The organism is Lysobacter enzymogenes (assembly GCF_017168095.1).
Classification (GTDB): domain Bacteria; phylum Pseudomonadota; class Gammaproteobacteria; order Xanthomonadales; family Xanthomonadaceae; genus Lysobacter; species Lysobacter enzymogenes_D.
Window position 1 is genome coordinate 1 of record NZ_LXSD01000528.1, and the last position, 6,297, is coordinate 6,297.

The 6,297-nt window shown below is 71.5% G+C and carries 6 protein-coding genes; 3 read left to right on the forward strand and 3 right to left on the reverse strand.

What is annotated here, in order from left to right; genetic code table 11:
- Nucleotides 1-202 precede the first annotated feature (202 nt).
- Entirely contained in the window at nt 203-880 is a 678-nt protein-coding gene (locus A7A76_RS21140) for a glutathione S-transferase (RefSeq protein ID WP_206413156.1), read from the reverse strand.
- Between the two features lie 90 nt (nt 881-970).
- Here A7A76_RS21140 and A7A76_RS21145 point away from each other — a divergent pair, with 90 nt between their 5' ends.
- The gene (locus tag A7A76_RS21145; protein WP_206413157.1) at nt 971-1,474 is read left to right on the forward strand and encodes a YaiI/YqxD family protein; all 504 of its coding nucleotides are present in this window, start codon (nt 971-973) and stop codon (nt 1,472-1,474) included.
- A 122-nt stretch (nt 1,475-1,596) separates the two neighbouring features.
- On the opposite strand, the gene A7A76_RS21150 is transcribed toward A7A76_RS21145, so the two are convergent.
- On the reverse strand, nt 1,597-2,766 hold the full coding sequence (locus tag A7A76_RS21150) for an MFS transporter (protein ID WP_206413158.1): 1,170 nt from the start codon (nt 2,764-2,766) through the stop codon (nt 1,597-1,599).
- Nucleotides 2,767-2,793: 27 nt separating this feature from the next.
- On the opposite strand from A7A76_RS21150, the gene A7A76_RS26980 reads away from it, so the two are divergent.
- Nucleotides 2,794-2,904 (forward strand): DUF6053 domain-containing protein, encoded by a 111-nt coding sequence (locus A7A76_RS26980; RefSeq protein WP_428995215.1) that lies wholly within the window; start codon nt 2,794-2,796, stop codon nt 2,902-2,904.
- A 308-nt stretch (nt 2,905-3,212) separates the two neighbouring features.
- On the opposite strand, the gene A7A76_RS21155 is transcribed toward A7A76_RS26980, so the two are convergent.
- Nucleotides 3,213-3,992, reverse strand: a complete 780-nt coding sequence (locus A7A76_RS21155) for a DeoR/GlpR family DNA-binding transcription regulator (RefSeq protein ID WP_206413159.1) — start codon at nt 3,990-3,992, stop codon at nt 3,213-3,215.
- Nucleotides 3,993-4,337: 345 nt separating this feature from the next.
- Between A7A76_RS21155 and A7A76_RS21160 the strand changes: the two genes are divergently transcribed.
- The coding region (locus tag A7A76_RS21160; RefSeq protein ID WP_206413160.1) for a DEAD/DEAH box helicase at nt 4,338-6,297 on the forward strand (1,960 nt) is incomplete at its 3' end.

Sequence of the window (6,297 nt, forward strand, 5' to 3'; positions counted from 1 at the left end):
CCGCGAAGGCGGGGATCCAGAGACTTCAGAGTCATGCCTCGATGAAGCCCTGGATGCCCGCCTACGCGGGCATGACGATAGGCGGGTTGCGCGATGGGCGGGCTTCACCGCGCCGCTCCAAGCCGTCATCCCCGCGAACGCGGGGATCCAGAGACTTCAGCGCCATCCGGCCAGAACGCCCGGCCCACGACAACCGCCCCGCTCAACCCGACAACGAATACGGCCCGCCCTTCTCCAGCGCCCGCTGGTACGCCGGCCGCGCGCGGATGCGCTCGACGAAGGCCTGCATCCGCGGCCGCTCGCCGCCGGCGCGCGCGGCCGCGGCTTCGACCGGGAAGCTCATCTGGATGTCGGCCGCGGTAAAGCGATCGCCGGCGAACCATTCGCGCTGGCCCAGTTCGCTTTCGATATAGCCCAGGTGCAGCGCCAGCTGCGGCCCGACGAAGGCGCGCATGGCCTTGTCGGCGATCCCGCGCGCCACCGGCTTGGCGAAGAACGGCATCGGCGCCGAGCGGATCCGCGCGAACACCAGGCTCAACAGCAGCGGCGGCATCGCCGAACCCTCGGCGTAATGCATCCAGTAGCGGTAACGCCGGCGCTCCTCGCCGTCCAGCGGCTGCGGCGGCGGCGAAATCGCGTGGCCGCTGTCGTAGCGCTCGCACAAGGTCTCGATGATCGCCGCCGACTCGGCCAGCACCTGCCCGTCCAGCTCCACCGCCGGCGACTTGCCCAGGGGATGGACCGCGCGCAGCTCCGGCGGCGCCAGCATCGTCTTGGGATCGCGCTGGTAGCGGATCACCTCGTAGGGCAGCTCCAGTTCCTCCAGCAACCACAGCACGCGCTGGGAGCGGGAGTTGTTGAGGTGGTGGACCTTGATCATGGCCGGCGTCGGTTGGGGGCGATGACGCATGGTAACGGGCGCGGACGCCGCCGCCATGACGCCGGCGCGCCGCGGCCGCACAATGTCGCCATGACCGATACCCCCGCCGAAGCGCAAATCTGGGTCGACGCCGACGCCTGCCCCGTGGTGATCAAGGACATCCTGTTCCGCGCCGCCGAGCGCGCGCGGATTCCGCTGACTCTGGTCGCCAACCAGTGGATACGCACGCCGCCGTCGCGCTGGATCCGCGCGATCCAGGTGCCGGCGGGGCTGGACGTGGCCGACGACGCGATCGTGCAGCGGCTGGCCGCGGGCGATCTGGTGGTCACCCAGGACATCCCGCTGGCCTCGCTGGCGCTGGCCAAGGGCGCGGTCGCGCTCAATCCGCGCGGCGACCTGTACACCCGCGACAACATCGCCGAGCGCTTGTCGATCCGCAATTTCATGGACGAACTGCGCGGCGCCGGAGTCCAGACCGGCGGCCCGCCAGCGCTGCACGCGCGCGACCGGCAGGCGTTCGCGGCGCAGTTGGACCGATGGCTGGCGCGGCGGCCGCGGCCGGCGACGCCGCCGGATCCGGCCGGCAAGTCCTAGCGAAGCGGCGCGCGCCGAGCGCTTAGCGCTCGCACTAAGCGCCATCCGCCGGCTTCGTCGCGGGCCGCTACGACACCGGCCGCCCACGCATACGCGTTACAAAGCGAACCCTCGCGCCCGCCTCAACCCTTGCGCGCCGCCACCAGCCGCGCGCTCGCCGCCACCGCCGCTAGGCCCGCGCCCAACACCCCGAACGCCGCCGGCAGGCTGCTGATCTTGGCGATCCAGCCGATCCCGGCCGGGCCGATCAGGATGCCGGCGTAGCCCAGCGTGCTCACCGCCGAGATCGCCGCGCCCGCCGGCATGACCTTCTGGCCGCCGGCCGCGGTGAACAGGATCGGCACGATGTTGGAGCAGCCCAGGCCGATCAAGGCGAAGCCGAGCAAGGTGCTGCCGACCCACGGCAACATCGCCGCGAGCGCGAAGCCGGCCGCCGCGCAGGCGCCGCCCAGCGCCAGCACCGGGCGCGGGCCGAAACGCTGCACGATGCGGTCGCCGTTGAAGCGGCCGACGGTCATCGCCAGCGCGAACACCGCATAACCCAGGCCGCCGGCGCTGGCCTCGACGCCGCGCTGCGAGACCAGCAGCAGCGCGCTCCAGTCCAGCATCGCGCCTTCGGCCAGGAACACCATGAAGCACAGCGCGCCGACCAAGATCACGATGCCGTGCGGCAACACGAACATCGAACCGCCGTGGCCGTCGTCGCCGTAGCGCAGCAGGCCGCGGCTGCCGGCCAGCATCAGCAGCGCCAGCAGCACCGCCGCGCTCAGCGCGGCGATCAGCGGCGTCGCCTGCAGCCACAGCAGGGCGCTGGCCAGGGCCGCACCGGCGATGCCGCCGACGCTGAAAAAGCCGTGGAATCCCGACATCAACGCGCGTCCGCTGGCTTTTTCGACGATCACCGCCTGGATGTTGATCGCCACGTCGATCGCGCCGATCGCCGCGCCGAACGCGAACAGCGCCAGCGCCATGCCGGGCACGGTGTCCAGGTGCGCGAGCAGCGGCAGGGTCGCGGCGACCGCGGCGCTGGCCAGCAGGATCACCTTGCGGCAGCCGATGCGCGCGGTCAGCGCGCCGGTCAGCGGCATCGTGCTCATCGAGCCGGCGCCCAGCGCCAGCAGCAACAGACCCAGCGTGCCCTCGTCGACGCCGGTGCGAGCCTTCGCGTAAGGCACCAACGGCGCCCATGCGGCCATCGCCAGGCCGGCGATGAAGAAGGCGATGCGGGTCGACAGGCGTTCGAGCGCGCCGATGGGTTCGGCGCGGGCGGCGGCGGGTTGCGGATCGCTCATTGAGGTCTCTTCGGGGCGGAATTCGGGATGGGGTTTGCGGCGGGCAGAGAAAAAGGCATCGGGCCTGAAGGGCCTTCCACAACAGCGAAAGCGACGGGTCTCAAAGCCCTCCTGCAACAACGAAAGCGTCGGGACTGAAGGCCCTTCTGCAACAGCGAAAGCGTCGGGACTGAAGGCCCTCCTGCAACAGCGAAAGCGTCGGGACTGAAGGCCCTCCTGCAACAGTGAAAGCGTCGGGACTGGAGGCCCTTTCACAACAGCGAACGCGCTGGGACTGAAGGCTCTCCTGCAACAGCGAAAGCGTCGGGACTGAAATCCCTCCCACGGTGGAGGGGTGCAGCCGAAGCTGCCGTGGGAGGGACTTCAGTCCCGATGCTTTCCGTTCCGATGCGATACAGCCGGCAACGCGGACGCCGCAGCGCCCGCGTGCCCGCCCAGCGCACTCGTCAAATCGGTTCCGCGCGCAGCACCCGCGCGCCCTTGGCCGCGAACGCGCGCACCTGCGCGGGATCGCCGCCGTGTTCGATCACCAGCGCCGACACCGCCTCGGCCGCCAGCACCGTGTACGGCGCGGCGGTGCCGAACTTGTCGTCGGTGACCACCACCGCGACCGCGCGCGCGGCGCCGGCGGCGGCCTGCTTGAACTGGGCGTCCTCGTAGTCGCGCGCGCTGATTCCGGCCTCGTGGTCGGCGCCGCACACGCCGAGGAAGTACCAGTCGCTGCGGATCGCCTCGACCTCGCGCAACGCGCCGGCGCCGAGCGCGGCGCCGATGCGCGGCTCGATCCGGCCGCCGATCGCGATCAGCTCCAGGTCCTCGCGCGGCGCCAGCAACGCGGCGATGGCCGGCGCGTTGGTCGCCACGGTCAGGCCGTAGTCGGCCGGCAGCGCCTGGGCGATGGCGATGTTGGTCGAGCCGGCATCGAGGAACAGCACCTGGCCGCGCTCGATCAGGCCGATCGCGGCGCGCGCCAGCGCCGCCTTGCGCCCCGGCGCCTGGGCCTGGCGCTGGACCAGGGTGCCGCGGTCCGGCGCCAGCGGCAGCGCGCCGCCGTAGACCCGCCGGCACTGCCCGGATGCGGCCATTTCGCGCAGGTCGCGGCGGATGGTGTCGTGCGAGACCTCCAGTTCGCGCGCCAGATCGACCGCGATGACCCGGCCCTGGGCCAGCAGGCGCTCCAGGATCAGACGGTGGCGTTGCTGCGGCAGCAGTTCCTCGGCGGACATCGGGGCTCCGGGGCGTTCACGATTCGACTCAATCGTGCACAAACGCGCAGATTCGTGCAAGCCCTGGCCGACGACCGGGCACGATCGGGCCGATCCGGCACAGTCGCGCCGCCGCCCGGTCTGGCCCGGCGCAGCCCTTCTCCACGCCGATCCCACGCAGCGCACCACCCCCATCCGCGCACTTTCCCGCCGTCGCCCGCTCCAGCGCGCCGCCGCGCCGCCCGCGCAAGCCCGCCACAGCAGCCTCGCCGTGCCGTCGTGCGCAGCCGAGCCGTAGCTCCACGCGCATCGGAGTAAACTGGTCGGTCATCCGACCGGCACTGCCGGCGCTGCTAGAGCCTCGACATGAGCGCCGACACCCCCACCGACGCGCCCTCCTCCCCCAAGTTCACCGACCTCGCCCTGTCCGAGCCGCTGCTGCGCGCTTTGGCCGATGTCGGTTACGAATCCCCTTCGCCGATCCAGGCCGCCACCATCCCGCCGCTGCTGCAGGGCCGCGACGTGCTCGGCCAGGCCCAGACCGGCACCGGCAAGACCGCCGCGTTCGCGCTGCCGATCCTGGCCAACATCGACCCGGCCCAGGCCCGGCCGCAGGCGCTGGTGCTGGCGCCCACGCGCGAGCTGGCGATCCAGGTCGCCGAGGCGTTCCAGAAGTACGCCACCCACCTGCCCGGCTTCCACGTGCTGCCGATCTACGGCGGCCAGAGCTACTACCCGCAGCTGCAGGCGCTCAAGCGCGGCGTGCAGGTCGTGGTCGGCACGCCCGGCCGCGTCATCGACCATCTCGAGCGCGGCTCGCTCGACCTGTCGCAGCTGCGCTGCCTGGTGCTCGACGAAGCCGACGAAATGCTGCGCATGGGCTTCATCGACGACGTCGAGAACGTCCTCAAGAAGACCCCGGAAACGCGTCAGGTGGCGCTGTTCTCGGCGACCATGCCGCCGCAGATCAAGCGCATCGCCCAGACCTATCTGAAGGATCCGGTCGAGATCGCGATCAAGTCGACTACCACCACCTCGGCCAACATCCGCCAGCGCTACTGGTCGGTCAGCGGCGTGCACAAGCTCGACGCGCTGACCCGCATCCTGGAAGCCGAGACCTTCGATGCGATGATCGTGTTCTCGCGCACCAAGCTCGGCACCGAGGAACTGGCCGAGAAGCTGATGGCGCGCGGCATTTCGGCCGCGGCGATCAACGGCGACGTGCAGCAGGCGCAGCGCGAGAAGACCATCCAGAACCTCAAGGACGGCAAGATCGACGTGCTGGTCGCCACCGACGTGGCTGCGCGCGGCCTCGACGTGGACCGCATCAGCCACGTGCTGAACTACGACATCCCCTACGACACCGAAAGCTACGTCCACCGCATCGGCCGCACCGGCCGCGCCGGGCGCAAGGGCGAGGCGATCTTGTTCGTGACCCCGCGCGAGCGCGGCATGCTGCGCGCGATCGAGCGCGCCACCCGCCAGCCGATCGAGCCGATGGAGCTGCCGAGCGTGGAGACGGTCAACGAGCAGCGCGTCTCGCGCTTCCTCGGCCGCATCACCGAGGCGCTGGAAGGCGACGAGCTGGGCCTGTTCCGCGATCTGGTCGAGCGCTACGAGCGCGAGAAGAACGTGCCGGCGGTGGAGATCGCCGCGGCGCTGGCCAAGCTGGTGCAGGGCGACAACCCGCTGCTGCTGACGCCGCCGCCGGCGGTGCCCAAGTACGCCCGCGAAGAGCGCGACGGCCCGCGCGAGCACCGCGGCCAGGCCACGCGCAAGTTCATCGAGCGCGACAATGCGTCCAATTCGGGCGCGCACCGGCGCGAGTTCCGCGACGACAACCGTCGCGACGACGGCCGCCGCGAAGCGCCGCGCTTCGAGCCGCGGCCGCCGCGCGAAGATCGCCCGGCCCACCGCCACGAAGATCGCCAATACACCCCGCCGGGCGCGGCGCGTCCGCCGGTCAACCGCGCCGAGGCGTTCTTCGACGACGACGCGCCCGCGCCGCGCCCGCCGCGCGCCGAGCGTGCTGAGCGCCCCGAGCGCGCGCCGCGCGAGAGCGAGGTCGGCATGGAGACCTTCCGCATCGAAGTCGGCCACGCCCACGGCGTGCAGCCGGGCAACATCGTCGGCGCCATCGCCAACGAGGCCGACCTGGAAAGCCGCTACATCGGCCGCATCGACATCCGCGACGAGTACACCCTGGTCGACCTGCCCGAGGGCATGCCGCGCGAGTTGATGGAGCACCTGAAGAAGGTGCGCGTGGCCGGCCAGCCGCTGCGCATCCAGCGCGCCGGGCCGGGCGACGCCGAAGGCGGCCGCGGCG